Here is a 24,805-nt window from a genome sequence, read left to right as displayed (position 1 = left end):
CGTGCTGGATCGACCCGCCGGCGCCCCGGCGGCCAGGATCACCACCGTGACCACATGCGAACGCAGCACCCGCCGGCGGCGCGCCCCGCTCGCCGCCCTGACCTCCGCCCTGCTCGCGGCCGTCGCCCTCCCGGCCACCGCCGCCGGCGCCACCACCGCCGAGACCCGCACGCCCCCCGTCCCGGCCCACTACGCCCAGCAGCAACTCGCCTGGCAGGCCTGCGCAGAGGCGCCGTCGATGGACTGCGCCACGATGGCCGTCCCCCGCGACTGGCACCACCCCGCGGCCGGACCGGACCTCACCATCGCCGTCTCCCGCCACCGCGCCACCGGCCCCGCCAAGCGGATCGGCACCCTGCTGATGGCGGCCGGCGGCCCCGGCGGCAAGGGCCTGCTGCGCCCGGCCGACTTCGTCCGGAGCGCACCCTCCGTGGGCGCGGCGTACGACGTCGTGGGCTTCGACCAGCGCGGGGTCGGCCACAGCACCCAGGCGCACTGCCAGACCCCGCAGGAGTTCCAGGACTTCTTCGCCGGGGACTTCCGGGACGACTCCCCCGCCGCGACCGCCCGGGTGGTGGACAACTCCCGCAGGCTCGCGGCCGACTGCGAGCAGCGCAGCGGCGGCCTGCTGCCGTACCTGACCACCGAGCAGACCGCCCGGGACATCGACCTGTTCCGCTCGCTGCTCGGCGAGCGCAGGATCTCCTACTACGGGCCGTCCTACGCCACCATGATCGGCGCGTACTACGCGACGCTCTTCCCGCAGCGGGTCGAACGGATGGTGCTGGACAGCAACATCGGCTTCGAGGGCACCTGGGAGGCGTTCCAGCTCGGCCAGCCGATGAGCTTCCAGCGGCGCTTCGAGGAGGACTTCCTGCCCTGGCTCGCCGCGCGCGACAGCACGTACCACTACGGTGCCACCGCCGCCGAGGCCAAGGCCCGCTGGGAGGCGCGACGGACCGTGCTGCACGACCACCCGCTGGTCGAAGGGGCCCTCACCATCGGGCCCAACCAGCTGGACAACGGCACCATCCAGGCGATCTACCAGGCGGCCGACGGCTTCCCCGCGCTGGCCACCGCGCTCACCGCACTGGACGACTGGCCGAACGCGGACCAGCAGGCCCGTGCGACGGCCGCCCTGGTCTTCGGCCGGTACCTGAGCCCGGAGTTCCTCGCCGAGTTCTTCGCGGTCACGTGCAACGACACCGCGTGGAGCAGGAATCCGGACGACTGGATCGCCCGGGGTGCCGCGAACACGGCGCGCTGGCCCCTGGTCGGCGCCCGCACGCTCGCCTTCGCCACGGTCTGCGCGAGCTGGCCCGCGCCCACCGCACCCCGGGTCCGGGTGACCGGCGCCGGCCTGCCGCCCACCCTGATGCTCAACTCGGTCCACGACCCGGCCACCTACTACGAGGCCGCGCTCGGCGCCCACCGGGCGCTGCGCGGCTCCCGTCTGGTGACCGTCACCGGCAACGGCGACCACGGCCAGTACCCCGGCCCCGACACCTGCGTGCGCACCGCCGTCGAGGACTACCTGCTGGCCGGCCACGCCCCGGCCCGTGACATCATCTGCGCCTCACAGCAGACGCCCTGACGCCATCAGCCGGAATCGCCGGATCAGGCGCCGGCCGTGGCCGCCCGCACCCGGGGCGGCCTCGGCCGGTCCGCTCAGCCGCCGTCCGGCCCGGCCCCGCCCTCGCGCTTCGCGCCCTGGCCGCGCTGCTGCCGCAACCAGGCGACGCCGCCGACCAGGCCCGCCGCACCGGCCACCCCGACCTTGACCGCGCCCTTGGCCAGGAGCCAGCCGACCCACGGAAGGGTCCAGCCCATCCAGTGGAACACCACCACCAGGACCACCGCCGCGCACAGCCCGGCCGCGATCGCCACGACGACCGCCACCGCGCCGGAAATCCCCTGCTCCTCGGACGCCATGCCGTCCGTACCCCCACTGTCCATGGGAGTGATCCTAAGCGTCGGGCTCAGCGCGGTGCGTGGTGGGTGTCCCCGGTGTGCTCGCCGGTCTCGTGGTCGGGGAAGCTGACGGCCAGGGTGACCCGGTACTCGAAGACGTCCTCGCGGTGGCCGGGCACCCGCGCCCAGGCGAGCGAGTGGACCTCCGCCTCCGCCGCCTGCCGGCACCAGGCGGCGGCCTCCTCCAGGGCCCGGGCCGCCGACCGGCCGGTACAGACCACTGCGGTGTAGGCGGCGACGGCCACATCGCCGCCGCTGCGTCCGACGCGCGACACCGCCCGGACGGCGGCCGCGGCCTGGGTCAGATCCCGGGCCAGGTCATCGACCACCCGGGGCGGGGCCGGCAGCACGACCGACGCCTCGGCGATGGTCTCCGGCAGGTTCGCGCTCACGCCACACCCTCCATATCCGCTGAGCAACGGCCCCAGGATGCCGGGCCGCGATTCCTGGCATGACCACTTTCACCAGAACGTCACCCGTCCGGGGACGTGATGGTGTACAGCCCGGACGCCGATCCGCCCGTCCTGCTATCGGCGCGCCCACCGGCCGCGCATCGACCCAGCTCAGGCGGGTGCGACCGGGCGCCGCCGAGAGCCCGGGCCGGGGGAAGTGCGCCGCCCCGCGCTCCGAACCGCCCGTTCGCCCCGGTGGCACACCCGGTTCACGTCCGTCGCGCGCTCGCGCAACTCCCTTGGCCGATAAAGCGGTTAGGCGTCAGTGGCGCCCCGTATGATCCTCCCACATCGCAGCCCGCCGACCGGCGGGCACCAGTGGAGGGGGCTCCCCATGCAGGTCGATTCGCCGATCCGGACCGGGCGCCGGTACGGGTGGCTGCCCGTACTGGCCCTGACGGCGGCCGCGTTGGCCGGGTGCTCCTCCTCCGGCGGCGGCAACGCCGCCGCGGGCGCACCCACCGCCGCACCGTCGTCCTCGGCGCCCGTCACCGCCCCACCCTCGCCCAACGCGCCCTCGTCCAAAGCGCCTTCACCCGCCGCGACTTCGCCCGCCGAGCCGACCAGCGGAACCGCCCCCACCGGCACACCCGCCGCCCCGCCCGGCAAGCGGCCCGCCGAGGCCTGCCCGATGCTGACGTCCGAACAGGTCGTCACCATCGTCGGCACCTCCGGCCCGTTCCGCGGTACCCGCCTCTCCCCGGCCGGCGACGGCAGCCCGGTGTGGGGCTGCACCTGGGGCTCCCGCGAGTCGTACGCCGCCATCCACGAGGTGTCGGCCACCGTCCTCGCCTCGGTCCGGGCCAACCCCGAGCTGGAGGTCACCCCGCTGCGCCAGGTCGGCCAGGACGCGGTGCTCTCGGTGTGGAAGAAGGACAGCACCCGGCCGGTCGTGTACTTCACGGCCGACGGGCACACCTACTCCGTCGAGGTGGTGAAGTCCCGCGCACCGGGCGACGGCGTCAACGCCCCCGCCGAGGTGATGGCCGAGGGCATCCTCGCGACGCTGCTCGCCAAGGCGCTCACGGCCTGAGCGCTCACCGCCTGAGCGAACGCCGTCCGGGGCCGGCGGAGGGCGCCGGGCGGCGCAGCCCGTTCCCCCAGGGGCGTGAACGGGGGCTGGCCCGGGGTTGCGGGCGGATGCGGGTACGGCGGGGACGCTCACACAATGACGCCACGGCGCCGTACCCGTACTCCCCTCACAGCCAAGGCGGATCGTATGAGCCGACTTCACCCACCCCCGCACACCCCGGCCGAGGCCGGCCCCCGTCGCCGCGGCAGGCGCCGCCCCGCAGCCCTGTTCGCCGGCCTGGCCCTGGTGGCCCCGGCCGCGGCCGGCTCGCTGGCCACCGCGATACCCGCCCGGGCCGACAACCCGACCGTCTCGGTGAACAACCTGCGCACCGCCTGGGACGCGGCCGAGCCCGACCTCGGCCCCGCGAAGGTCTCCGCCTCGGACTTCGGCCGGCGCTGGTCGACCGCCGTCGACGGCGCCGTGTTCGCGCAGCCGCTGGTGGCCGGCTCGACCGTGGTGGTCGCCACCGAGACCAACCACGTCTACGGCATCGGCGCGGGCGACGGCCGGATCCTGTGGCAGCGCGCCCTGGGCACCCCCTCGCCGTCGTCCACCGCCTGCCTCTCCCCGGGCACCGGCATCACCTCGACGCCCGTGTACGACAAGGCCGGCGGCACCGTCTACCTGGTGGCCAAGACCAACGACGGCGGGGGCCGGTTCTCCGTGCACGCCCTGGACGCCGTCACCGGCGCCGAGCGCAGCGGCTGGCCGGTACCGGTCCAGGGCGACCCGGTGAACAGCCCCGGCGTCCCGTTCAACCCGGCCACCTCGGCCCAGCGCGCCGGCCTGCTGCTGCTGGACGGCGCGGTGTACTTCGGCTTCGCCTCGGACTGCGGGGTCGGCACCTACGTCGGCCATGTCGCGGGCGTGAACACCAGCAGCCGCAAGCTGACCCTCTGGTCCACCGAGTCCGGCTCCGCCTCGCAGAACGCGGGCGTCTGGATGAGCGGCGGCGGCCTGGTCTCGGACGGCGCCGGGCGGATCATCGTCGCCACCGGCAACGGCGCCGGTACGGGCTCCTCGCCGCTCAAGGGACCGGGCGGCAACCCGCAGGGCCACTTCGCCGAGTCGGTCGTCCGGCTGGGCGTCAACGGCGACGGCAGCCTCGCCCCGAAGGACTTCTTCAGCCCGACCAACAACCGGGACATGGACCACGGCGACGTCGACCTCGGCTCCGGCGGCCCGGCCGCGCTCCCGGCCGGCTTCGGCACCAGCGCGCACCCGCACCTGCTGGTGCAGGTCGGCAAGGACGGACGGATCTTCCTGCTGGACCGCGACAGCCTGGGCGGCATGGGGCAGGGCCCGAACGGCACGGACGCCGCGGTCGGCATGACCGGCCCGTACAAGGGCGTCTGGGGCCACCCGGGGGTATGGGGCGGCGACGGCGGCTATGTGTACCTGGTCGAGAACTACGGCTCGCTGCGCGCCCTCAAGTACTCGGTGAACGGCTCCGGCAACCCGCAGCTGACCAGCGCCGGAACGAGCGCCGAGGGCTTCGGCTACGCCTCCGGCTCCCCCGTCGTGACGTCCAACGGCACCGCCTCCGGTTCCGCGCTCGTCTGGACCGTCTACTCGGGCACCGGCCCCGGCGGGCAGAACGGCGAGCTGCGGGTGTACGACCCGGTGCCGGTCAACGGCACGCTGAAGATGCGCCGCAGCTTCGCGCTGGGCACGGTGAGCAGGTTCGCCGTCCCGGCGACGGACGGCGGCAAGGTGTTCGTCGGCACGAAGGACGGGCATCTGGTCGCCTTCGGACGCGCGGGCGCCTGACCGCCGCCGCGGGGCCCGGACGCCGGTCCGTCACTCGTTCGAGCGCGATTGTCCGCGCATCGCGCGGTTCGGACCGGCGGCCCGGCCCGGTGGCTCGTAGCGTCCTGACCACGGGGCCCGCGGGCCCCGCCCCCGGCAAGTCCCCCGATATCCCCCGCAACCCCCGCAACCCCTCGTCAGGAGGACCTCCATGAGTACCACCACCCCCGCAGACCCGGCCGCCGTACCCGAGGCCGTGCCCGCCGGCCCCGAGTCCGGTACGGCAGCCCGCCCCAGGCCCGCCTGGTCCGCCCCCGCCGTGGAGTGCCACCAGACCGGCGCCGAGGTCACCGCGTACGCCGGACGGGCCGCCCAGTGGCTCAACCGCTGACCCGCGAGCGGTTCGCGGCCGGGCTGTACGACCTGCGCGAGCGGTACTGGGACACCCACCCGTTCCACCTGCGCCTGCACTCCGGTGGCTGCACGCCACCGGAGTTGCGGCGCTGGGTCGCCAACCGCTGGTACTACCAGCTCTGCCTGACCCGCAAGAACGCCGCGATCATCGCCAACTGCCCGCTGCCGGAGGTCCGCCGCTCCTGGGTCGAACGGCTCGGCTACCAGGACGGGCCGGGCCCGGACGCCGCCGGCCCGGACCGCCCCGATCAGCCCGGTGGGGGCCGGCAGCCCGGTGAGGGCGGGCTGGCCGACTGGCTGGTGCTCGCCGAGGCGGTCGGACTGGACCGCGCCGAGGTCACCGACGAGCGGCACGTCGCCCGCGGAGTGCGCTTCGCCGTGGACGGCTACCTGCACTTCTGCCAGACCAGGCCGTGGACGGAGGGCGTCGCGGCGGCCCTCACCGAGATGTTCTCGCCCGACCACATGGCGCAGCGGGTCACCGCCTGGCGCACCCACTACGAGTGGATCGACCCGGGCGGGTACGCGTACTTCGAGCACCGCATCCCGACCGCGCGCCGGGACAGCGCCCGCACCCTGGAGCTGGTCCTGGACCACTGCGTGACCGCCGCCCAGCAGCAGGCCGCCGTGGACGCGCTCGCCTTCAAGTGCGAGGTGCTGCGGGCGATGCTGGACGCCGTCGACTACGGGGGCGACCGGTGACCACCGCCCTGGCCGGCCGGGTGCCCGGGCTGCGGCCCGGCGTCCGGCTGGTCTACGACCCGGTCCGGGAGCGGTCCGCGCTGCTCTACCCGGAGGGCGTGCTGCTGCTCAACGACACCGCCGCCGCCGTGCTGCGGCACTGCGACGGACGGCGTGACAGCGCGCTGGTGACCGCCGAACTCGCCGCCGAGTACGACGGGGTGGACGCCGCCCAGGTGGACGAGCTGCTCGCCGAGCTGGCCGGGCGCAGGCTGCTCAGCCTGGACGGCACCGGCTCGCCCGTCCGGCCGCTGCGGGCCGGCGGCCTGCCCGCAGCGGCCGTGCGGGGCCCGGTTCCGCTCGGGCTGATCGCCGAACTCACCTACCGCTGCCCGCTGCAGTGCACCTACTGCGCCAACCCGGTGGAACTGGCCCGCTACCGCGACGAGCTCGACACCGGGCACTGGCTGCGGATCCTGGACCAGGCCCGGGGCCTGGGCGTCCTCCAGGTCCACCTCACCGGCGGCGAACCGCTGTTGCGCCGCGACCTGGCCCGGATCATCGGCCACGCCCACGGGTTGGGCCTCTACACCAACCTGGTCACCAGCGGCCTCCCGCTGGACGGGCCGCGGGCCGCCGAACTCGCCGCGGCGGGCCTGGACCACGTCCAGCTCTCCGTCCAGGACGCCGACCTGCGCAGCGCGGACGCCATCGCCGGGCGGGCCGCGCACGAGCGCAAGCTGGCCGCGGCCGCCCTGCTCACCGGCCAGGGCCTGCCGCTGACCGTCAACGTCGTCCTGCACCGGGGCAATCTGGCGCGGCTCGGCGCGCTCGCCGACCTCGCGGTGGCACTCGGCGCCGACCGGGTCGAACTGGCGCACACCCAGTTCTACGGCTGGGCCTGGCGCAACCGGGCCCACCTCGCCCCGAGCGAGGAGCAGGTCCGGCAGGCCGAGCGGGACGTGGCCGCCGCCCGGGAGCGGCACGCCGGGCGGATCGAGATCGTGCACGTCGCCGCCGACCTGCACGGTGGCACCGCCAAGCCCTGTATGAACGGCTGGGGCAGCCGCCAGCTGGTGGTCGCCCCCACCGGCGACGTCCTGCCCTGCCTGGCCGCCGCCCAGCTGCCCGGCCTGACCGTCCCCAACGCCCGCCGGGACGGCCTGGCGGCGATCTGGCACGACTCACCGGCCTTCAACCGCTACCGGGGCACCGACTGGATGCCCGAGCCCTGCCGCGGCTGCGAGCTGCGCGAGGTGGACCACGGCGGCTGCCGGTGCCAGGCGTTCCAGCTCACCGGCGACGCCGGCGCCACCGACCCGGCCTGCCGGCTCTCCCCGCACCACCACCTGCTCACCGCGCCGGCCCTCCCGGACACCCCGGCGCCCGTCCCCCGGAGGCTCCGCTGAAGATCCGGATCCTCGGCACCGCCGCCGGGGGCGGCCTGCCGCAGTGGAACTGCGGCTGCCCCGGCTGTGCCACCGCCCGCGCCACCGGCGCCACCCGCACCCAGGACTGCCTGGCGATCAGCGCCGACGGCGCCGCCTGGTACCTGGTCAACGCCTCGCCGGACCTGCGCGGCCAGCTGCTCGCCGCCCCCGAGCTCGCCCCCGCGCCGGGCACCCGGGACACCCCGCTGCGGGGCGTCCTGCTCACCAGTGGGGAACTCGACCACACCCTGGGCCTGGTGACCCTGCGGGAGGCCGCCGCGCTGACCGTGCACGCCGCCCTGCCGGTGCGCCGCGCACTGCACGAGGCCTTCCCGGTGGGCCCGCTGCTCGCGCCGTACACCAAGGCCCGCTGGCACACCGCCGTCCCGGGCACCGTGCTCGAACTGGACGGCGGACTGCGCGCCGAGCCGCTGGCGCTCGGCGGCAAGCGGCCGCGCTACGCCGCCGACCAGGCCGGCGAGGAGGGGGCGCAGCGGTCGGACTGGGTGACCGGCTACCGCTTCACCGACACGGCGGGCCGGGCGGCTGCGGTGTACGCGCCGGGGCTGGCCGCGTGGACGCCCGCCTTCGACCGGGCGGTGGCGGGGGCCGACCTGGTGCTCCTGGACGGCACGTTCGCCACCGACGGCGAACTCGCCGGGCACACCGGCGGCTCGCGCACCTCCCGGGGCATGGGGCACCTGGCCGTCGAGGACTCGCTGCCCGAGCTGGCCCGCCACCCCGGACCGCGCTACCTCTACACCCACCTCAACAACACCAACCCGCTCGCCCACCCCGACTCCCCCGGGTCCGCCGCCCTCGCCGGGGCCCTGGCGGCGGCCGGCGCGGCCGTCGCCGACGACGGGATGTTCATCGAGCTGTGAGGCCCCGGCCCGGCTCCGGCCACCGGGGGCGGTTCAGATCGTCGTGATACTAATCATTCCGGTACGACACTCTTGCGGGGGCAGTACGGGCACGTTCATGACATCCCGTCCGTTCCCCGAGGGCCGGGACGACGACGGGGAGGGCACGGCGTGAGCGCGAAGTTCGGTACCGGGCAGGGCGGTCGGCGGATTCGGCTGGGCAAGCGGGTGACCGGCGCGGCCGCGGCGTTCACCGCGCTGGCTGCGCTGACCGGATCCCAGGTGACGGGCCTCGGCCTCGTGCCGGTGGCGGCCGCGGACCCGGCGGCGCTGGACAACGCCACCGCCGCATCCGTGGTGACCGCCTCCGGTACGCTGCCCGACCCCCGCCAGGGCGCCACCCTCCTGTCCAACACGCCCGATCCCGCGGCGCCCGGCGCCGGCCCGGTGGACGGCGGCGGCACCTTCCCGCTGCCGCAGCCGCCCGGCACCGTCCCCGGCGAGCCCTCGGCGGCCCCGTTCCGCACCGGACCGGCCCTGCCGGAGACGGTCTTCGCCGCCTACCGCAAGGCCGAGACCGCCCTGTCCCTGCGCTCGCCCGGCTGCCACCTGCCCTGGCAGCTGCTGGCCGCGATCGGCGAGGTCGAGTCCGGCCAGGCCGACCGGGGCCGGGTGGACACCGCGGGGACGACCTACCGGGCCATCCTCGGCCCGGTCCTGGACGGCAAGGGCTTCGCGGCCATCGCCGACACCGACGGCGGCCGCTTCGACGGCGACCGGGTCTGGGACCGCGCGGTCGGACCGATGCAGTTCATCCCCTCGACCTGGGCCTACTGGGGTGTCGACGCCAACGGCGACGGCCAGGCGGACCCCAACAACATCTTCGACGCCGCCGAGGGCGCCGGGCGCTACCTGTGCGCGGGCGGCCGCAACCTGTCGGACCCGACGCAGCTGGACCGCGCCGTCCTCGGCTACAACAACTCGGGCGAGTACCTGCGGACCGTCAGGAACTGGATGGCCCACTTCGGCAGCGGCACCCCGACCACCACCCCGGACCGCCCGGCGGCCCCGGGCGCCGCGGCGGCCCCGACGTCCGCCCAGCCGACGGCGCCCACGCAGGCACCGGCCACCCAGGCACCGGCCACGCCCGAGCCGGTCACCCCTGAGCCGGTCCCGGCCTCGCCGAGCGCGCAGCCCTCGACCACGCCGTCTGCTTCGCCCTCTGCTTCGCCGTCCGCCTCGCCCTCTGCGGGCCCGAGTCCGTCGCCCACGGCGACGGCCACGCCGACCGGTTCGCCGTCGCCCTCCGCCGAGCCGACCGGGACGCCCAGCGCGACCGCGACCCCGAGCGCCACGCCCACCGGCACGCCGACCGCCTGCCCCTCGCCGACCGCGACGGCCACCGCCACCACCACCACACCGAGCGGTTCGCCGACCGGCACCCCGAGCAGCACGCCGACCGGGACGCCGAGCACGGCTCCGTCCGGTACGCCGTCGACCACGGCGACCCCCACCGGTCCCGACTGCGCCCCGGCCACCGCCGGTGCCACCGCGTCGGCCGCACCGGCCTCGTCCGCCCCCTCCGCAGCGGCGAGCCCGTCCGCGGCCGCCTCGCCGTCGCCCTCACCGTCCGCGACGGCCGCCCGCTAGCCCCGTCGGAGCCGGAGCCGCCGAGGACGAACCCGGCCGACCGCCTCGGTAACCTCCGTACAGCAGAACGGCCTTCGTCCCGATCCGGTGCTCCGACAAAGGATGCACGGGACCGGGACGAAGGCCGTGGGGTGCGTGTGCCGCCGCGCGGTGGTTCCGGCGGTCGGCCCTAGAGGTGCTTGACCAGCTCCGGCATCAGGTCCTGGAAGGTCCGGCCGGTGGCCGGCTGGCCGATCGCGGCCATCTGCCAACCGGCCGCCGTGCGCTGCACCTTGGCCATGATCTGGGCGGTGTAGGGGCCGCCGCCGGTGAGCGTGTAGCGGGCCAGCTCGGCGCCGGTCTGCGCGTCGACCAGCCGGCAGAAGGCGTTCTCGACCTCCTGGAACGTCTGCCCGGTGAAGGAGTTGACGGTGAACATGATCTGGTCCACCTCCGCCGGCACCCGCGCCAGGTCGACCGTGATCGACTCGTCGTCGGTGGCGTCGCCCGCGCCGCCGGTCAGGTTGTCCCCGCTGTGCCGCACCGAGCCGTCGTTGCTGGTGAGGTGCTGGAAGAAGACCACGTCCACCGGGCGCTCACCCGCGAAGAGCACGGCGGAGGCGTCCAGGTCGATCTCCTGCGAGGCCAGCAGCTTGGCGAAGAAGCCCTTGCGCTGCGCGGCGCGCCACCCCAGGCCCATCCGCACCAGGCCCAACTGCCCTCCGCCCGGCTTCTCCAGGCTCAGCTTCTGTCCCTTGGCCAGCGAAACGCTCATCGCGTCCTCCTCGTCCCTCCGCCGGCGCCACGCCGGTGCTTGCGTCGGCGCCGTTGCGGGCGCGCCTTGAATCTACAGCACTGTAGAAAGATTGCGGGTCCAGCGCGTTCCCCTCCTAGCTCGTACCCCGCTTCTACGATCATCACCACATGATCCGAGGACAGGGAGAGCCACGCGATGAGTGACACGCTCCACGCCGAACTGGACCGCCGCGCAGACGAGGTGGCCGAGCAGGTCATCCGGTGGCGTCGCCACCTGCACGCCCACCCGGAACTCTCCAACCGCGAGGCCGGCACCGCCGCGCTGATCGCCGACCACCTCCGCTCGCTCGGCCTGGACGAGGTGCGCACCGGCATCGCCGGACACGGCGTGGTCGGCGTCCTGCGCGGCGGGCGCCCCGGCGGGCGGGTGGTCGCCCTGCGCGCCGACACCGACGCGCTGCCCGTGCCGGACCGCTGCGGCACCGATTTCGCCTCGGGGGTCGTGGACGCCGACTACCCCGGCGGCCCGTTCGCCGTGTCGCACGCCTGCGGCCACGACTGCCACACGGCGATCCTGCTCGGCGCGGCCACCGTCCTCGCCGGGGTGCGGGACCGGCTGCCCGGCACCGTCCTGTTCGTCTTCCAGCCCGCCGAGGAGGGCCCGCCGGTGGACGAGCCGGGCGGCGCCCGCGAGATGCTGGCCGAGGGCGCGCTCGCGGACCCGGCGCCGACCATGGTGTTCGGCCTGCACGTGACCCCGGATCCGAAGGGCCACGTCGGCTACCACGCGGGCTACCAGATGAGCGCCTCCCGCCTGGTGAAGATCGTGGTCACCGGGCGGCAGACGCACGGCTCCTCGCCCTGGCGCGGGATCGACCCGATGCCCGCGGCGGGCGCCGTGCTCACCGGGATCGGCCAGCTCTACCGGCAACGCTCGGCCTTCGACCCGGTCGCCGTCTCCATCGGCCACCTGGAGGACGTCGGCCGGTTCAACATCATCGGCGAACACGTCACCCTCTGGGGCACCATCCGCTGCGCGATCGAGGCGGACATGGCGGAGGTGGAACGCAGCCTGGCCACCCTGGCGGAGCACACCGCGCTGGCGTACAACTGCACGGCGAAGGTGGACTACCTGCAGCCGGTTCCGGCCCTGCACAACCGGCCGGAGTGGGTCTCCGCCGCGCTGCCGACCTTTGAACGGGTGGTCGGCGCACAGCGGGTCGACCAGGTGCAGCCCTCGCTCGGGTACGACGACGTCTCGGAGTTCGTCAACGCCTTCGGCGGGCTCTACGTGATGCTGGGCGTCCAGGACACCGAGCGGACCGCGGAGGGCACGGTCGTCCCGGTGCCGGGCGGGCGCGGGGTGGCGGTCAACCACAACCCCGCCTTCTACGCCGACGACGACACCCTGGTGACGGGGGTGCGGCTGCACGCCCATGTCGCCTGGGACCACCTGACGGGCGCCCTGGAGCCGGCCGCGGACTGAGGCGGGAGGGCCGAGCAGACGCGGCCGACGGGCCGGCCGGGCTATCGGCGCTCCAGCCGCACCAGGGCGTCGACGGCCTCGACCGCCCGGCCCTCCCCCGACCGGTCGTGCGCGGCCTCCGCGCCGACCGGGCGGCGGACCCGTTCCGCCCGGACGGTGTGCAGTCCGGTGTCCGCGAGGTCGGCGAGCACGTCCTCGGGGGTGAAGAGGACACGCGGATCCTGCGGACCGCCGACCCCCTCGGTCAGGTTGGTGGAGTCGTGGCCGACCACCAGCAGGGTGCCGCCGGGGGCCAGCGCGGCGGCGGCCCGGCGCAGCGCGGTCCGGCGGTCCTCGGCCGGGACCTGGAGGTAGGCGACCACGATCAGGTCGTAGCCCCCGGCCGGGGCGTCGAAGGTCCGGGCGTCGGCCTGCCGCCAGGTCAGCCGGGCGGCGATCGCGGCGGGCAGCGCCTCGGCGAGCCGGGCGGCCCGGTCGAGGGCGACGGCGGAGAAGTCGAGTCCGGTGACCTGCCAGCCCTGGCGGGCGAGCCAGATGCTGTTCCGGCCCTCCCCGGCGGCGAGGTCCAGGGCGCGGCCGCGGGCGGGGCCCTCCCCGGGGCCCTCCTCTGAGCGTCCCGCGGGCTCGGCGGCTCCTCGCAGGCCGGCCAGCTCGCGGACCACCCAGAGGTTGGGTTCGGCGCCCCAGACCAACGCGCTCGCGGCGTACCGGTCGTCCCAGTCCTGGCTGTCCATCGTGTCTCCTCCGTTCTGCGGATCTTCACCGTACCGCCGGGGCGTCCGTCGGAGCGGGTGCCAACAGTCCAGTGACCGGACACTCTTGACGGCGAATATTGGTCCAGTCCAATCTGTGGTGTCGTGACGTGGCCGGGACAGTGGAACCGCCGCGTCGCTCACACCGGTTCCCACCGCCCGCACGCCCCCACAGCGCGCGGGTCGGCTCCCTTCGACCCGATCCCGGGTCACTGCACCGCCGGAATCCCCCACCCATCCGGAGGACAGCTCATGCACGACAGAGTCACGCCCGCGCTCCCCGCCGAGCGCCGGGCCGCCGCGCCACGCCGACGGGCCGCCGCACTGGCCCTCGCGGCCACGCTCACCACCGGCAGCGCCGCCCTGGCCCTCTCGCTCGACACCGCCTCCGCGGCGGCGGTCAACCTGCTGACCAACGCCGACTTCGAGGCCGGTTCGCTGGCCGGCTGGAGCTGTGCCAACGGCTCGGTCGTCACCACCCCGGTGCACGGCGGCGGTTACGCGCTCAGCGGTGCCGCCTCGGCCTCCGACACCGCGCAGTGCCAGCAGACGGTGGTCGTCCAGCCGAACACCACGTACACCCTGGCCGGTTGGGTCCAGGGCAGCTACGTCTACCTCGGCGCGACCGGTACCGGCGTCAACGCCTCGACCTGGGCGCCGAACGCGACCGGTTGGACCCAGCTGAGCACCACCTTCACCACCGGCGCGACCACCACCTCGGTGACGGTGTTCACCCACGGCTGGTACGGCACCGGCACCTACCGCGCGGACGACCTCACCCTGACCGGGCCGGCCGGGCCGACCAGCAGCACCAGCCCGACCGCCTCCAACAGCCCCACGGCGTCCGGCAGTCCGACGGCCTCGACCAGCCCGACCGCCAGCAACAGCCCCACGGCGAGCAACAGCCCCACCGCGAGCAACAGCCCGACCGCCTCCAACAGCCCCACGGCGTCGGCCAGTCCGACCGCCACGGCCACCGCCACCTCCACGGCCACCGGCCCGGCCGGCGACGGCAAGGTCACCACGCCCGCCGGGGTCACCGTCAGCAAGGTCACCCACAACGCCGTGGTCCTCACCTGGCAGCCGTCCACGCTGACCGGCGGCGACGGCCCGATCGCCTACAAGGTGTACGCGGGCAACCAGCTGGTGGCGACCTCGATGGGCACCTCGGTCGCCGTCAGCTCGCTGCTGCCGAGCACCGCCTACTCCTTCACCGTGCAGGGCTACTCGGGCAGCCACGGCTCCGCCCAGTCCGCGCGGGTCGGCACCACCACCTCCGCCGCACCGGCCGCGAGCCCGTTCCGCTCCGCCTACTTCGACCAGTGGGGCGTCTACGAGAACGCGTACAACGCGAAGAACGTCGACACCAGCGGCGCGGCCGGCAAGCTGGACGTCATCAACTACGCCTTCGCCAACATCCACCCCACCTCGCACACCTGCTTCCAGGCGGTGAAGGCCTCCGACTCGGCCAACGAGTCCAACCCCAACGCCGGCGACGGCGCGGGCGACGCCTACGCCGACTACCAGGCCGACTACAACGGCGCCACCAGCGTGGACGGCAGCAGCGACACCTGGGAGCAGCCGCTCAAGGGCAACTTCAACCAGCTGCGCCAGCTCAAGGCCAAGTACCCGAACCTGCGGTACACCATCTCGATCGGCGGCTGGACGTACTCCAAGTACTTCTCGGACGCGGCCGCCACCGACAGCTCCCGCAAGGCCTTCGTCTCCTCCTGCCTGGACATGTTCCTCAAGGGGAACCTGCCGACCGGGATCGCCGGTGACGCCTCCGGCGGCGCCGCCACCGCGGCCGGCCTCTTCGACGGCGTCGACCTCGACTGGGAGTACCCGGGCTCGGCCGGCGGCCACACCGGCAACCACTACTCCCCCGCCGACAAGCAGAACTTCACCCTGCTGCTCAAGGAGTTCCGCACCCAGCTGGACGCCCTCGGCAACGCCCAGGGCAAGCGTTTCCTGCTGACGGCGGCCCTGCCCAGCGGCCAGGACAAGATCGCGCTGTTGGAGACCGACAAGATCGGTGCCTACCTGGACTACGCCGACATCATGACGTACGACATGCACGGCGCCTGGGACGCCAAGGGCCCGACCAACCACCAGGACCCGCTGCACGACAGCCCGGCCGACCCGACCACGCCGATCACCCCGGGCACCCGCAAGTACAACGTGGACACCACGCTCGCCGCGTACACCACCGGCCTGCCGGAGTACGGCATCACCGGCGGGTTCCCGGTGAGCAAGCTGGTGCTGGGCGTCCCGTTCTACTGGCGCGGCTGGACCGGCGTGCCGGCCGGCTCCAACTTCGGCCTGTACCAGACCGCGACCGGCCCCACCCCGGCCAAGCCGCTCAGCGCGGAGGCCGGACTGGCCGCCTGGAAGGAGCTGAACGCCACCGCCGCCACCACCCACTGGGACCCGGTGACGGAGACCTCGTGGGTCTACGACGGCACCAACTTCTGGACGGGTGACACTCCGCAGGCCATCCAGGCGCGCGGGGCGTACGTCAAGAGCAAGGGCCTGGCCGGCATGTTCGCCTTCTCGCTGGAGAACGACGACTCCTCCGGCACACTGCTCAACGCCATGAACAGCAGCCTGCACTGACGATCCGTCAGGACACGTGAAAGGGGCCGCGCGGATCGCAGTGATCCGCGCGGCCCCCGCCGTGCCGGGCAGGCCCCGGCGGTGATCCGTTACTCCGGCACCTGGTCGACCCCGCCGCGCCGGGCCGCACCCGGGCGGCAGCGCAACAGCCTGCCGACCGTCAACCGCGCACCCCGCAGGGCGCCGTGCCGGTGCAGTGCCTGGACGGCGTAGGTCGAGCAGGTCGGCGTGTACGGGCAGCATGCCGGACGCTTCGGGCTGACCTCGGCGCGGTAGTACCGCACCGCGCCGTACAGCACGCCGGCCGCGAACCCGCCCGGTACGGGCGCCGCCGGGTCCGCCCCGCGGCGGTGCCCGTTGCTGCTCCCGCGCCCGCGCCCGTGCCCGCTGCCGTTCGCACGGCTCCGGCCCGCGCCGAGGGCGAAGCGGACGCCCGAGGCCATCATCACCGGGATCAGGGCGATCAGGCAGGGATCACCCAGGTCGCAGCAGTCGCAGGCGTCGGAGCAGTCGTTGTCGCGCTTCCTCTTGCCGTTGCGGCGCTGGTGCTCCGCCCAGGCCCGCCGCTGCTCCCGGCGGCGCCGGCGCTCCTGCTCGGGCAGCCACCACCAGGCCCGCTGGGGGCGCTGCGGAGGATACGAGGCGCCCTGGCCGGGCGGCGGGTAGGACACGGCTGACGATCCCTTCGACGCGGCCTCCGGGTCCGCCCGGAGGTCCGGTCAGACTATCGGAGGAGCTCCAGCGCCCCCGCGGACCTCAGTCCTGGCCGCCGCCCAGCGTCGGGAAGAGGTCGAGGAACGGCTGGGTGGTCACCGAGACGCTCCGGCCGAACGGGTCGTCGAAGTCCCAGATCAGGAACAGCAGGAAGGCGATCAGCGCGCTGAACGCGCCTGCCAGCAGCAACTCCCTTGGGGAGCGCCGGATCTGCAGCGCGAACACCATGCCGACGGTGATCAGCGCCCCCACGATCAGACCGAACCAGACCACCCCGGGGATGGTCGGCCCGACGTTCTGGCCGCGCGCGGTGCGGGCGTCGTCGGCACTGCTGATCCGATCCATGATCGGCTGGTAGGCCTGGGCCTCCAGGTCGCTCGCCGGGGTGCGGTTGGCGAAGTCCTGGCGCAGCTTCTCCAGGAGTTCGGTGCCCCGGTCGGAGATCTCTCCGTGCTCGCGCATGTAGGCCCACTCGACGTCGACCACGTACGAGACATAGCCGTCGACGTCGGCCCGGATCTTGTCGCGGAACTCGACGGGGTAGACCTGCGCGCGTGCGCTGACCTCGTGCAGCGACTGCGCCTCGCGCACCACATCGTCCTGGGCGGCGCCGCGCGCCTCCCAGACGCCCGCGATGGCGAGGCCGAGCACGATCGCGTAGACCACGCCGATCATCATCGTCATGTACTCGATGACGTCGGGTGTCTCGTCCGTGTCCTCGTCCTCGCTGACCCGGCGGTGCCTCAGCACCACCACCGCCACCACGACGGCACAGGCCGCCGACATGGCGATGGCAAGCGCCAACCACTCGGACATCAGGACTCCTTTCCAGTTGTTTTTGGGATGGGGGAAGAGCGACCGAACCGGTAGGACCCGGTTCAGGACCGTCCGGAGCCACCGCGCCCGGACCCACCGCGTCCGGCCCGGCCACGCGGGCGCAGGGCCGCGGCGGCGAGCACGGCCGGCACGGTGACCAGCAGCATCGTGGTGGTGGGTGAACTGCCGTGGTGGCGCTGCGCGACGGGCGGCGGAAGGGCCGCGGGCAGCCGGACGGGCTTCGGCGCCGGCTTCACCGGGGTGGGCCGTACGGTCGGCGCCGGCGGCGAGGGCTCGGCGGCCGGCGACGGCGGGTCCGCGGGCTGCACGGTCGGCGCGGGTCTCGGCGGCGGGGTGGGCCGCGGCGTGGGCGGCGCAGGCGGCGGGGTGGGCCGCGGTGCCGGAGCGGGCGCCGGGGGCGGCACCGGCGCGGGGGCCGGTGGCGGGGTGGGCGCCGGTGTCGGCTTGGGTGTCGCGGTCACCGGCGGGGTCGGACTCGGGCTCGGGGCCGGGGTCGGACTCGGCGTCGAGGTCCGGGTCGGCGTCGGACTGGGCGTCGGACTCGGGCTCCGAGTCGGCTTGGGCGACGGCGACGGGGTCGGGGTAGGACTGGGGCAGTGGTGATGGGTCGGCGGGTGGCCTGGTTTCGAGTGGCTGGGCTTGGGCGTCGGCGTGGGTTTGGGGTGGTGCGGGTCGACGAGGACATCCACGTCGACGTCGACGTCCACATCGACGTCCACACCGCCCTTGCCGACCGACACCGAGACCTCCGTCTCGGTGCAGACGCAGGTGTCCACGACCGGCCCGTGGCCATGGCCGTGACCGCCGTACGATCCGGAGGCCTTCGCCAGGGGCGCGTCGGCCGCGCCGCCCAGCAGCGCGCAGAGCGCGGCCACGGCGGCCGCCGCGCCGGCCAGCCTGGTCCGGCGTCCACGGCCGGTGCCGCCGCTCGCGATGATCGGCGCTGCCCTCATAACAGCCCGTCCAGCGGTATCGGCTGGGCTTGCGGCATGCGTGTCACGCACCTTTCGCGTCGTCCGGTCGGGGCGGTCGACACCGGGAGTGGGGGCCGACAGCGGACGGCCCGCCTGCGGGGGCGGGCCGTCCGACATCAGGTGAAACGATCATGCTGGCGACCGGTTACGGCCCGGCGGCGCTGGACGCGACACCTTCGGCAACCGGCCTCAGCGGTGGCCCGGTCCCGGGCCCGGGAGCGACGGCCCGGGGCCCGGCGACGCCCAGGGATCAGTGGCGGCCGTGCGCGATCTCGACGTTCTCCAGGACACCGACGGCGTCCGGCACCAGGATCGCCGCCGAGTAGTAGGCGCTCACCAGGTAGGAGATGATCGCCTTCTCGCTGATCCCCATGAAGCGGACCGAGAGCCCCGGCTGGTACTCGTCCGGGATGCCGGTCTGGTGCAGACCGATGACACCCTGGTTGTCCTCGCCCGTCCGGATCACCAGGATCGAGCTGGTGTTCTCCTTGGTGATCGGGATCTTGCTGCACGGCAGGATCGGCACTCCGCGCCACGCCGGCACCTGCTGCCCGCCGAGGTCGACGTGGTGCGGGTAGAGCCCGCGCGCGTTCAGCTCACGGCCGATGGCCGCGATGGTGCGCGGGTGCGCGAGCAGGTAGTCGGGGTCGCGGCGACGGCTGAGCAGCTCGTCCAGGTCGTCCGGGGTGGGCGGGCCGGAGTGGGTCTGGATCCGCTGGTCGAAGTCGGCGTTGTTGAGCAGGCCGAACTCCGGGTTGTTGATCAGCTCGAACTCCTGGCGCTCGCGCAGCGCCTCGATGGTCAGCCGGAGCTGGTGCTCGGTCTGGTTCATCGGCTGGTTGTAGAGGTCGGCGACCCGGGTGTGCACCTTGAGCACCGTCTGCGCGACGCTCAGCTCGTACTCGCGCGGCTTCAGCTGGTAGTCCACGAAGGCGCCGGGCAGCTCGAACTCGCCGTGGTGGCCCGCGGACATCGCGATCTCGGCCTCGCCCCGCTCGTTCTGGCGCTGGAGCGGAAGCGCCAGGAAGTCGCGCAGGTGCGCCTGGAGGGCGGGCGAGCCGTCCCGGATGCCCTCGAAGTCCCGCCGGGGCAGGGACAGTACGGTACCGGCGGTGACGGCCTTGGCCGTGAACTCCCAGACCGCGTCCGGGTCGAGCACGGCCTGCTCGCCGAAGCGGTCGCCGTCGCCGAGGGTGCCGACGACGGTCTCGTCGCCGTACTTGCCGGTGCCGATCTGGTTGATCTTGCCGTGGGCGATCAGGAAGATCCGGTCCGCCTGGGCGCCCTTCTCGGCCAGCAGCTCACCCGGGCCGAAGTCGCGCTGCTCGCAGCGGTCGGCGAGGGCGGTCAGCACGTCGTCGTCGTCGAAGCCGCGCAGCAGGGCGAGTTCGCCGAGCTCGCGCGGGATGACCCGGACCTCCGAACCGGTCTTGATGAACTCGATCCGGCCGTCACCGACGGTGTAGGTGAGACGGCGGTTCACCCGGTAGGCACCACCGGCGGCCTGTACCCAGGGCAGCACCTTGAGCAGCCAGCGGGAGGTGATCTCCTGCATCTGCGGTGCGGACTTGGTGGTGGTGGCGAGATTGCGGGCAGCGGCCGTGGTCAGGCTCGACTGCTGGGGTACCTGCTGCGTCTCCGGATTCGTGTCCACGGGCATCGGCAGGGTTCTCCTTCATCTGGTCAGGTCACGCCGACCCGTCTCGGCAGAGGCCATGACGGACCGTCAGGTAGGCTTATCAGCATGGGATTTGACGAACTTGCGAGGGGCGTACGCGTCCACTCGGTTGGCCCATCCGGAACCCTAGATCACCAGCGCCAGACCGGGCCGCTCAGCGCACCCCCTGCCCCCCGATAGGGTGAATCTCAACGATGGAGTGGTTGGCATCCCTCAACCACCTCCGGACACATCTTCGAATCACTGCGCATGCGAATAGCCCGCGCGGGGGAACGCCCGCCCCCCTGTGGACCCGACGAACCGGAGCGCGCCGTACCGGCGCACCACCCCTTCCGGATGGGCACAGATGTTCGCATGATCGAACAGAGGGTTCGAGTGGCGGTCGACGGGGTGCCGGCGCCCCGCGCGGTCACTCCGTGTGGTCACTCCTCGCGCTCTCCCGGGCCGGGCTCCGGGGAGCGGTCCCGCCGACTTCGCCCGCGGTGCCAGCGCCAGCCCACCAGGCTGGAGAGACCGATCAGGACGAGCCCGAGGACGGGCCACCGGCTGCCGACCAGCCTGACGTCGGCGCCCACCAGGACGACGATCGCCACCAGCGGCAGGAGCAGGGACACCAGCGCCCGCAGACCGCCGGCGGCCATCCCGGGGTCGACCCGGGACGGCCCGGCCCGCCAGTCGGCGGCATCGCCGAAGTGGAAGGTGGCGGCCCTGGCCGCGATCCGGTCGGTCGCACGGGCGTACGACATCCCCATGTAGGGCAGCCACACCAGCGGCGCAACCGTCCCGACCAGGAAGACGACGCCCACCAGCACCCACCCGGCGGCCGTCCGCCACCGGGAGGGCGGTGGGTCGGCGTCCGCCCCGGTCAGCCCGAGCAGCCGCGCCATCCGCGAGATCAGCGACCAGAAGCCGCGCCAGCGGCCCACCTCGGGGCCTGGCACCGGACCCGCCTCGGCGGCCCGGCCGATCGCGCGCTCGGCGCTCGCGACATCGGGGTACGCGCCCTGGAGCACCATCACCTCGGCGGCCCGGGCGGGGTCGGTCGGGTCCTTCCCGGACAGGGCGGCGAGTTCGAGCAGGAGTTGCGCCTGCGCCAGCAGCGCGGTGCAGAACGCGAACGGGACGAGCACCAGGAAGGGCCCGCCGACGAACGCTCCCTCGCTCTCGCTCACCCGCTTGGCGTGGGCGACCGCCCGGTCCACCAGCTCGGCGGGGGTGGCCTCGGGGTGTGTCTCGCGCAGCCTGGCGATCCGGCGGGCGGCGCGGGGGCCGCGGTGGCGGACCGCGAAGACGGCGAGCACCTCGGCCAGCCGGGAGGGGTGCGCCCGGAGCGAGCGCACCAGCTCCCTGACCGGGGCCTCCGGTCCGTCCGGTCCGTCTGCTGCCATGTCCGTCCCACCGTGCACCGCGCGCCTTGGCCGCCGTGGGCCGAGGTGCCCCGGCGTCTCCCAGCAGCCTAGGTCCGATCCGGCCGGGATGCCCGGCGTCGCGCCGCCGGCCGGGGTGGCCCGACCTGCCGGTGCGGGCGCCGGTTCGGCCCGTCAGGTGCCGGTACGGGGGCGGCCGGCACCTGACGGGTGTTCGGGGGAGGGTCAGCCGGAGCCCGCGGTGAGCAGCGGGATGCCGGCGGGGGCGGGGAGGACGGAGCAGAGCAGAGCGACGAGGAGGGCCGTGCTCGCGGACGGGCCGAGACGGCTCACGTGTGTTCTGCGCATGACCAGTGAGCCTAGGGGGCGGCCGCGCCTGCGGTGCGCGGCTCCGCCTGGACCGGTATTGGCATATGACAGCGGAGCGGACGCGGCGGGCCATTGTGCCCGCACCCGCCGCCCGCCGGGTGGCCCGGCGCCCTACGCTGCGCCCTTCACCTTCCTACGTTCCGCCGTCCTTCCTGCGTTCCGCCCGCCGCCGGGCCGGGCTCACTCCGGTGCGGGCAGGACGTCGCAGAGGGCGGCCAGCGCCGCCGGGTAGGCGTGGTCGGACGGGGTTGCGTAGCCGACCACCAGGCCGTCGACCGCGGGCATCGCCGGCCCGGTGGCGAGCGGGTGCCGGTAGTCCGCGAGGCCGTCCACGGCCACGCCCCGGTAGGCGGCGGCCTTCAGGACGGACCGCTCGGTGCCGGGCGGAAGGCGCAGCACGGCGTGCAGGCCCGCCGCGACGCCCGACACCCCGAGGTGCGGCGCCCGCTGCTCCAGGGCGGCGACCAGCTGGTCCCGGCGGTCCCGGTAGCGGCGGCGCATCCGGCGCAGGTGCCGGTCGTAGCCGCCCGAGTCGATGAAGTCCGCGAGGGCGAGCTGGTCGAGGACGCTGGCCCAGGCCTCCCGCTCGCCCTTGACGGCGAGCACCCGGTCCACCAGGTGCTCCGGCAGGACCATCCAGCCGAGCCGCAGCGCGGGCGTCAGGCTCTTGCTGGTGGAGCCGAGGTAGACCACCCGGTCCGGGTCCAGGCCCTGCACGGCCCCGACGGGCTGCCGGTCGTAGCGGAACTCCCCGTCGTAGTCGTCCTCCAGGACCAGCCCGTCGCTCCCGCGGGCCCAGTCGACCACGGCGGAGCGCCGGGCGGCGTGCAGCGGGCCGCCGGTCGGGAACTGGTGGGCCGGGGTGAGTAGCACCGTCCGCACCTCCGGGTGGGCGGCCAGCTCCCGGACCCGTGCGCCGCCCTCGTCGAGCGACAGCGGCACGGTCGGCACCCCGGCCCGGGCCAGCAGCGACCGGTGGAAGGCCAGCCCGTAGCCCTCGACGGCCAGCGGGCCGGGCAGCACGGCGGCCGCACCGTCGAAGAGCAGCCGCAGCGCGTGCGCGAAGCCGGAGCAGACGACGATCCGGTCCGGGTCGGTGCGCACCCCGCGCGCGCGGGCCAGGTAGTCGGCGAGGACGGTGCGCAGCTCCCGGCGGCCCTGCGGATCGCCGGGCCCGAAGGCCTCGTTGGGCGCGGCGGTGAGCGCCCGGCGGGCGGCGGCCAGCCAGGCGGTGCGGGGGAAGGAGGCGGCGTCGGGCTGGCCCTGGCGCAGGTCGTGGGCGGGGCGCGGCGGCACGGAGGGCCGGCGGGAGCGGACCGGGCCGGCGGGCTGGGCCCGTTCGGCGACGGTGGTGCCGGAGCCCTGGCGGGCGGTGAGCCAGCCCTCGGCCACGAGTTCGGCGTAGGCGTCGGCGGCGGTGTTGCGGGCGATGCCCAGGTCGGTGGCGAGCGAGCGGTAGGGCGGCAGCCGGGTGCCGGGGGCGAGCCGTCCGCTGCGGATCGCCTCACGCAGGGCGCTCATCAGTGCGGCGCGGCGGCCGCCGGCGGCGGGCAGTTCGAGGTGCAGGTCGCTGCCGGTCGACCGGGCCTGTGCGACCGGGGAGTCCGTCATGATCACGCACTCTATCGCCGGGCGCGCCGCGGCCCCGGGGCGGGCTGTGCCGGTCGCCCCGGGGCCTTCGGATCGCGCGGCCGCGCCTCGGACGGGCCGTGGCCCGGCCGGCGAGCGGCCCCCGCCCCTTCGTGACTCAGTCGATGCGGATCGAGTTCACGATGTAGGTGCGCACCTCGTTGCGGGTGCGCTCGGCGAGCGTCGAGTCCGTCGAGTAGGCGCTCACCGTCATCCAGGTGTTCCCGCCCTGCGGGACGCAGACGATGTTGGTGATCACGTCGTTGTTCCCGCCGATCACCTGGTAGTCGCCGTCGCCGGCGAGGTCCCAGACCTGGAAGCCCCGATCCGTCAGCGCGGTCTGCGCCAGGCCGAGGCAGTAGCCGAGGGTGTCGTTCTTGGTGAAGGTTCCCCAGTGCACGTACATCCGCGTGTCCCTTTCGTCCGCGGGCTGCGGGCCCTTGCTCCCGGCCCGTACACCGAGGATCGGGCGGCGGATGTCCCGGGGGCACGGGGCCGGTGTCCCGTTCCGGCCCCGCGCCGTGTCCCGGTCCGGTCCGGTCCGGTTCCACCTGGGGAGAGAGAGGCCTAGGGAACGACGGTGACCGGCCAGCGGCCGGCCTTCACCAGCCGGACGGCGACCGAGCCGATGACCCGGTGCCCGGCCCGCTCGGAGGCGCCGACGACGACGGCGTCGGCGCGCAGGTCGTCCGCCATCCTGGCGAGCCCCGTGTACGGGTCGCCGCGGACGGTCAGGAAGCGCCAGTCCAGCCGCCACACGTCGCTCGTCCGCTGCTCCGCCTCGCGCAGCGCGGCCAGCAGCTCGTCGGCGATCTCCTGGGTGGTCTCCTCGACGGCCGCGCCCGCGAGCGCGGTGGCCGCCCCGAGGACGGGCTGGATGTAGGCCACGGTGAGGGTCGCCTTCTGCCGCCGGGCGAGTCCCGCCGCGTAGGCGGTCGCCCGCCAGGAGGACTCGGAGCCGTCCAGCCCCGCCAGGATCATCTTGGGCCCGTCGGTCCCCAGCTCGAACCCCGCGGGCGCGACCGCCGCTCCGGGCTCCTCGGCGCCGCCGACGGCCTCTGCATCGCTCTCGTTGCTCATGGCCAGAGGCTATGCCCGACACGGTGGGTGAGCGGAGGGGCCACGGTGGGTGGGGGTTGTGGTGCGGGCCACCCGGGAGCGGGCGGGCGACCGGCGGTGGCGGCACGCGCGGCAGGGGGGCCGTCACGCGCTGTCGACGATGTGCCCGGCCTCACAGCACTCCCGCTGTGGCCCGGGCCACTTTCAGACCCGGTTCGATCTTGAAAAAGCGGACATTTGGCTTCAAATCATGCCATTTACTTGATCCATACCAGCGGTAACAGCACCCTGACGTGCCCAAACC

The 24,805-nt window shown here is 74.4% G+C and carries 23 protein-coding genes; 11 read left to right on the top strand and 12 right to left on the bottom strand.

The genetic code is table 11. The features are described 5' to 3' along the window. Positions 1-46 precede the first annotated feature (46 nt). Positions 47-1,594 carry an alpha/beta hydrolase gene (locus tag ACIGZJ_RS28195; protein ID WP_396459870.1) on the top strand — a complete coding sequence of 516 codons (1,548 nt, stop codon included), beginning with the start codon at positions 47-49 and terminating at the stop codon, positions 1,592-1,594. Positions 1,595-1,668: 74 nt separating this feature from the next. Here ACIGZJ_RS28195 and ACIGZJ_RS28190 read toward each other — a convergent pair whose 3' ends face one another. Further along, positions 1,669-1,956: a hypothetical protein gene (locus tag ACIGZJ_RS28190; protein ID WP_396459869.1), complete on the bottom strand. Its 288-nt coding sequence runs from the start codon at positions 1,954-1,956 to the stop codon at positions 1,669-1,671. Between the two features lie 23 nt (positions 1,957-1,979). After that, positions 1,980-2,363, bottom strand: coding sequence for a hypothetical protein (locus tag ACIGZJ_RS28185; protein WP_396459868.1), 384 nt, complete (start codon positions 2,361-2,363; stop codon positions 1,980-1,982). A 394-nt stretch (positions 2,364-2,757) separates the two neighbouring features. Here ACIGZJ_RS28185 and ACIGZJ_RS28180 point away from each other — a divergent pair, with 394 nt between their 5' ends. From ACIGZJ_RS28180 to ACIGZJ_RS28150, 7 genes are all read left to right on the top strand, one after another. Beyond that, positions 2,758-3,456, top strand: coding sequence for a hypothetical protein (locus ACIGZJ_RS28180; protein WP_396459867.1), 699 nt, complete (start codon positions 2,758-2,760; stop codon positions 3,454-3,456). A 186-nt stretch (positions 3,457-3,642) separates the two neighbouring features. Continuing rightward, entirely contained in the window at positions 3,643-5,268 is a 1,626-nt protein-coding gene (locus ACIGZJ_RS28175; RefSeq protein WP_396459866.1) for a PQQ-binding-like beta-propeller repeat protein, read from the top strand. A 190-nt stretch (positions 5,269-5,458) separates the two neighbouring features. Further along, the gene (locus ACIGZJ_RS28170) at positions 5,459-5,638 is read left to right on the top strand and encodes a hypothetical protein (RefSeq protein ID WP_396459865.1); all 180 of its coding nucleotides are present in this window, start codon (positions 5,459-5,461) and stop codon (positions 5,636-5,638) included. Next, positions 5,623-6,363 (top strand): pyrroloquinoline quinone biosynthesis protein C, encoded by a 741-nt coding sequence (locus ACIGZJ_RS28165; RefSeq protein ID WP_396459864.1) that lies wholly within the window; start codon positions 5,623-5,625, stop codon positions 6,361-6,363. Before ACIGZJ_RS28170 ends, ACIGZJ_RS28165 begins: the two co-directional genes overlap by 16 nt. Further along, on the top strand, positions 6,360-7,751 hold the full coding sequence (gene pqqE / locus ACIGZJ_RS28160; protein WP_396459863.1) for a pyrroloquinoline quinone biosynthesis protein PqqE: 1,392 nt from the start codon (positions 6,360-6,362) through the stop codon (positions 7,749-7,751). Before ACIGZJ_RS28165 ends, pqqE begins: the two co-directional genes overlap by 4 nt. After that, the gene (gene pqqB, locus ACIGZJ_RS28155; RefSeq protein WP_396459946.1) at positions 7,667-8,656 is read left to right on the top strand and encodes a pyrroloquinoline quinone biosynthesis protein PqqB; all 990 of its coding nucleotides are present in this window, start codon (positions 7,667-7,669) and stop codon (positions 8,654-8,656) included. The genes pqqE and pqqB overlap by 85 nt, the downstream gene beginning before the upstream one ends. Positions 8,657-8,806: 150 nt before the next feature. Further along, a complete protein-coding gene (locus tag ACIGZJ_RS28150; RefSeq protein ID WP_396459862.1) occupies positions 8,807-10,285 on the top strand; it encodes a lytic murein transglycosylase in 1,479 nt (492 codons plus the stop codon). 169 nt (positions 10,286-10,454) lie between these two features. On the opposite strand, the gene ACIGZJ_RS28145 is transcribed toward ACIGZJ_RS28150, so the two are convergent. After that, positions 10,455-11,039, bottom strand: coding sequence for a TerD family protein (locus ACIGZJ_RS28145; protein WP_396459861.1), 585 nt, complete (start codon positions 11,037-11,039; stop codon positions 10,455-10,457). Positions 11,040-11,216: 177 nt separating this feature from the next. Here ACIGZJ_RS28145 and ACIGZJ_RS28140 point away from each other — a divergent pair, with 177 nt between their 5' ends. Next, positions 11,217-12,506: a M20 family metallopeptidase gene (locus tag ACIGZJ_RS28140; protein ID WP_396459860.1), complete on the top strand. Its 1,290-nt coding sequence runs from the start codon at positions 11,217-11,219 to the stop codon at positions 12,504-12,506. Positions 12,507-12,547: 41 nt separating this feature from the next. Here the strand turns inward: ACIGZJ_RS28140 and ACIGZJ_RS28135 are convergent, their stop codons facing one another. After that, positions 12,548-13,240: a class I SAM-dependent methyltransferase gene (locus ACIGZJ_RS28135; protein ID WP_396459859.1), complete on the bottom strand. Its 693-nt coding sequence runs from the start codon at positions 13,238-13,240 to the stop codon at positions 12,548-12,550. A 270-nt stretch (positions 13,241-13,510) separates the two neighbouring features. Between ACIGZJ_RS28135 and ACIGZJ_RS28130 the strand changes: the two genes are divergently transcribed. Then, on the top strand, positions 13,511-15,874 hold the full coding sequence (locus ACIGZJ_RS28130; protein ID WP_396459858.1) for a glycosyl hydrolase family 18 protein: 2,364 nt from the start codon (positions 13,511-13,513) through the stop codon (positions 15,872-15,874). An 89-nt stretch (positions 15,875-15,963) separates the two neighbouring features. Here the strand turns inward: ACIGZJ_RS28130 and yidD are convergent, their stop codons facing one another. Further along, a complete protein-coding gene (yidD, locus tag ACIGZJ_RS28125) occupies positions 15,964-16,545 on the bottom strand; it encodes a membrane protein insertion efficiency factor YidD (RefSeq protein WP_396459857.1) in 582 nt (193 codons plus the stop codon). An 85-nt stretch (positions 16,546-16,630) separates the two neighbouring features. Next, a complete protein-coding gene (locus ACIGZJ_RS28120; protein WP_396459856.1) occupies positions 16,631-17,404 on the bottom strand; it encodes a hypothetical protein in 774 nt (257 codons plus the stop codon). Between the two features lie 153 nt (positions 17,405-17,557). Here ACIGZJ_RS28120 and ACIGZJ_RS28115 point away from each other — a divergent pair, with 153 nt between their 5' ends. Further along, positions 17,558-18,028 carry a hypothetical protein gene (locus ACIGZJ_RS28115; RefSeq protein ID WP_396459855.1) on the top strand — a complete coding sequence of 157 codons (471 nt, stop codon included), beginning with the start codon at positions 17,558-17,560 and terminating at the stop codon, positions 18,026-18,028. A gap of 621 nt (positions 18,029-18,649) precedes the next feature. Here ACIGZJ_RS28115 and ACIGZJ_RS28110 read toward each other — a convergent pair. The 6 genes from ACIGZJ_RS28110 to ACIGZJ_RS28085 form a co-directional block, all read right to left on the bottom strand. Next, entirely contained in the window at positions 18,650-20,059 is a 1,410-nt protein-coding gene (locus ACIGZJ_RS28110) for a family 2B encapsulin nanocompartment shell protein (RefSeq protein ID WP_392938678.1), read from the bottom strand. A gap of 440 nt (positions 20,060-20,499) precedes the next feature. Beyond that, on the bottom strand, positions 20,500-21,465 hold the full coding sequence (locus ACIGZJ_RS28105) for a hypothetical protein (RefSeq protein WP_396459854.1): 966 nt from the start codon (positions 21,463-21,465) through the stop codon (positions 20,500-20,502). 204 nt (positions 21,466-21,669) lie between these two features. Continuing rightward, a complete protein-coding gene (locus ACIGZJ_RS28100) occupies positions 21,670-21,792 on the bottom strand; it encodes a hypothetical protein (RefSeq protein ID WP_396459853.1) in 123 nt (40 codons plus the stop codon). Positions 21,793-21,993: 201 nt separating this feature from the next. After that, the gene (locus ACIGZJ_RS28095) at positions 21,994-23,424 is read right to left on the bottom strand and encodes a PLP-dependent aminotransferase family protein (protein ID WP_396459852.1); all 1,431 of its coding nucleotides are present in this window, start codon (positions 23,422-23,424) and stop codon (positions 21,994-21,996) included. Positions 23,425-23,560: 136 nt separating this feature from the next. Further along, complete coding sequence (locus ACIGZJ_RS28090) at positions 23,561-23,848, bottom strand: hypothetical protein (protein ID WP_392938688.1); 288 nt, start codon at positions 23,846-23,848, stop codon at positions 23,561-23,563. A 161-nt stretch (positions 23,849-24,009) separates the two neighbouring features. Further along, the gene (locus tag ACIGZJ_RS28085) at positions 24,010-24,423 is read right to left on the bottom strand and encodes a universal stress protein (RefSeq protein ID WP_396459945.1); all 414 of its coding nucleotides are present in this window, start codon (positions 24,421-24,423) and stop codon (positions 24,010-24,012) included. Positions 24,424-24,805 lie beyond the last annotated feature (382 nt).

The organism is Kitasatospora sp. NPDC052868 (genome assembly GCF_044547105.1).
GTDB lineage: Bacteria > Actinomycetota > Actinomycetes > Streptomycetales > Streptomycetaceae > Kitasatospora.
Note: the sequence above shows the minus strand (reverse complement) of the source record. Positions and strands in the feature narration are given on the sequence as shown.

Coding starts and splice junctions, on each gene's coding strand:
- ACIGZJ_RS28130 (WP_396459858.1), top strand. CDS start 13,511: ATGCACGACAGAGTCACGCCCGCGCTCCCCGCCGAGCGCCGGGCCGCC.
- ACIGZJ_RS28145 (WP_396459861.1), bottom strand. CDS start 11,039: ATGAGCGTTTCGCTGGCCAAGGGACAGAAGCTGAGCCTGGAGAAGCCG.
- ACIGZJ_RS28135 (WP_396459859.1), bottom strand. CDS start 13,240: ATGGACAGCCAGGACTGGGACGACCGGTACGCCGCGAGCGCGTTGGTC.
- ACIGZJ_RS28170 (WP_396459865.1), top strand. CDS start 5,459: ATGAGTACCACCACCCCCGCAGACCCGGCCGCCGTACCCGAGGCCGTG.
- ACIGZJ_RS28100 (WP_396459853.1), bottom strand. CDS start 21,792: ATGCGCAGAACACACGTGAGCCGTCTCGGCCCGTCCGCGAGCACGGCC.
- ACIGZJ_RS28110 (WP_392938678.1), bottom strand. CDS start 20,059: ATGCCCGTGGACACGAATCCGGAGACGCAGCAGGTACCCCAGCAGTCG.
- ACIGZJ_RS28175 (WP_396459866.1), top strand. CDS start 3,643: ATGAGCCGACTTCACCCACCCCCGCACACCCCGGCCGAGGCCGGCCCC.
- ACIGZJ_RS28095 (WP_396459852.1), bottom strand. CDS start 23,424: ATGACGGACTCCCCGGTCGCACAGGCCCGGTCGACCGGCAGCGACCTG.
- ACIGZJ_RS28180 (WP_396459867.1), top strand. CDS start 2,758: ATGCAGGTCGATTCGCCGATCCGGACCGGGCGCCGGTACGGGTGGCTG.
- ACIGZJ_RS28140 (WP_396459860.1), top strand. CDS start 11,217: ATGAGTGACACGCTCCACGCCGAACTGGACCGCCGCGCAGACGAGGTG.
- ACIGZJ_RS28090 (WP_392938688.1), bottom strand. CDS start 23,848: ATGTACGTGCACTGGGGAACCTTCACCAAGAACGACACCCTCGGCTAC.
- ACIGZJ_RS28190 (WP_396459869.1), bottom strand. CDS start 1,956: ATGGACAGTGGGGGTACGGACGGCATGGCGTCCGAGGAGCAGGGGATT.
- ACIGZJ_RS28105 (WP_396459854.1), bottom strand. CDS start 21,465: ATGGCAGCAGACGGACCGGACGGACCGGAGGCCCCGGTCAGGGAGCTG.
- ACIGZJ_RS28120 (WP_396459856.1), bottom strand. CDS start 17,404: ATGTCCGAGTGGTTGGCGCTTGCCATCGCCATGTCGGCGGCCTGTGCC.
- ACIGZJ_RS28085 (WP_396459945.1), bottom strand. CDS start 24,423: ATGATCCTGGCGGGGCTGGACGGCTCCGAGTCCTCCTGGCGGGCGACC.